This window comes from Rothia mucilaginosa, assembly GCF_001061665.1.
GTDB lineage: Bacteria > Actinomycetota > Actinomycetes > Actinomycetales > Micrococcaceae > Rothia > Rothia mucilaginosa_A.
Genome location: NZ_JVSP01000012.1, coordinates 1 through 671 on the forward strand (window position 1 = coordinate 1; position 671 = coordinate 671).

Annotated in this window: 1 pseudogene; it reads right to left on the reverse strand. The window is 56.2% G+C overall.

Annotated elements, in window-relative coordinates:
- Position 1 precedes the first annotated feature (1 nt).
- A pseudogene (locus ADJ95_RS06025) lies at positions 2–671 on the reverse strand (peptide ABC transporter ATPase); the annotation flags it as partial.

Consider the following 671-nt stretch of genomic DNA (forward strand, 5'->3'; position numbering starts at 1 on the left):
TTTACATGTCGGGCCAGTCGCGGTGCAGTGAATACTCTGTGTCCCCGTCACCGCTATCGTTTAGATGCCAGCGCTGGCCGGTACGGATGTCAGCCTTGCGCAACCTGGGGTTCGGGTTATCCTTTTTACCCATCGTCGGGTCGTTCTTGCAGCCCCAACGAGTGTCGTCGTCTTCGCAGGTGCCGCCGACGCGTCCCACATCAACCCACCACACACGCACCAGCAGCGGGTCAACGGTATCTTTCGTCAACACAACATCCAACGCCTGCCATGCGCCGCCGTTCACCCGGAAACGACCAGAGTATGACACTGTTGCGTAGGCATGGAAATTACCCGAACGCTTATACACATAACTGGTCGCGGTCTTGCGTGACTCTTCGCCGCGTGCCCTGCTAACCGGCTTACCCATGGTGTAGAAAGTATCCTCGTCACCGTTGCCGTATTGGATGGTCATCTGGGTGGGATAGGATTCGATTTCTACGTGGCCGATCATGAGGTCGCCTTCCCAATGTGCGGTGGGTGCGTCGACGTAGAAGTTGACGGCTTGGTTCTTGTAGACGTTGGGGTTGTTTTCGCCGAGGCCGGTGCCGAGGTTGTAGGACTGCTTCAAAACAGGGGCCTGGATATTGGTGTTAGCGAATTGGTCCTCGATTTCTTGGAGCATTTCTTCG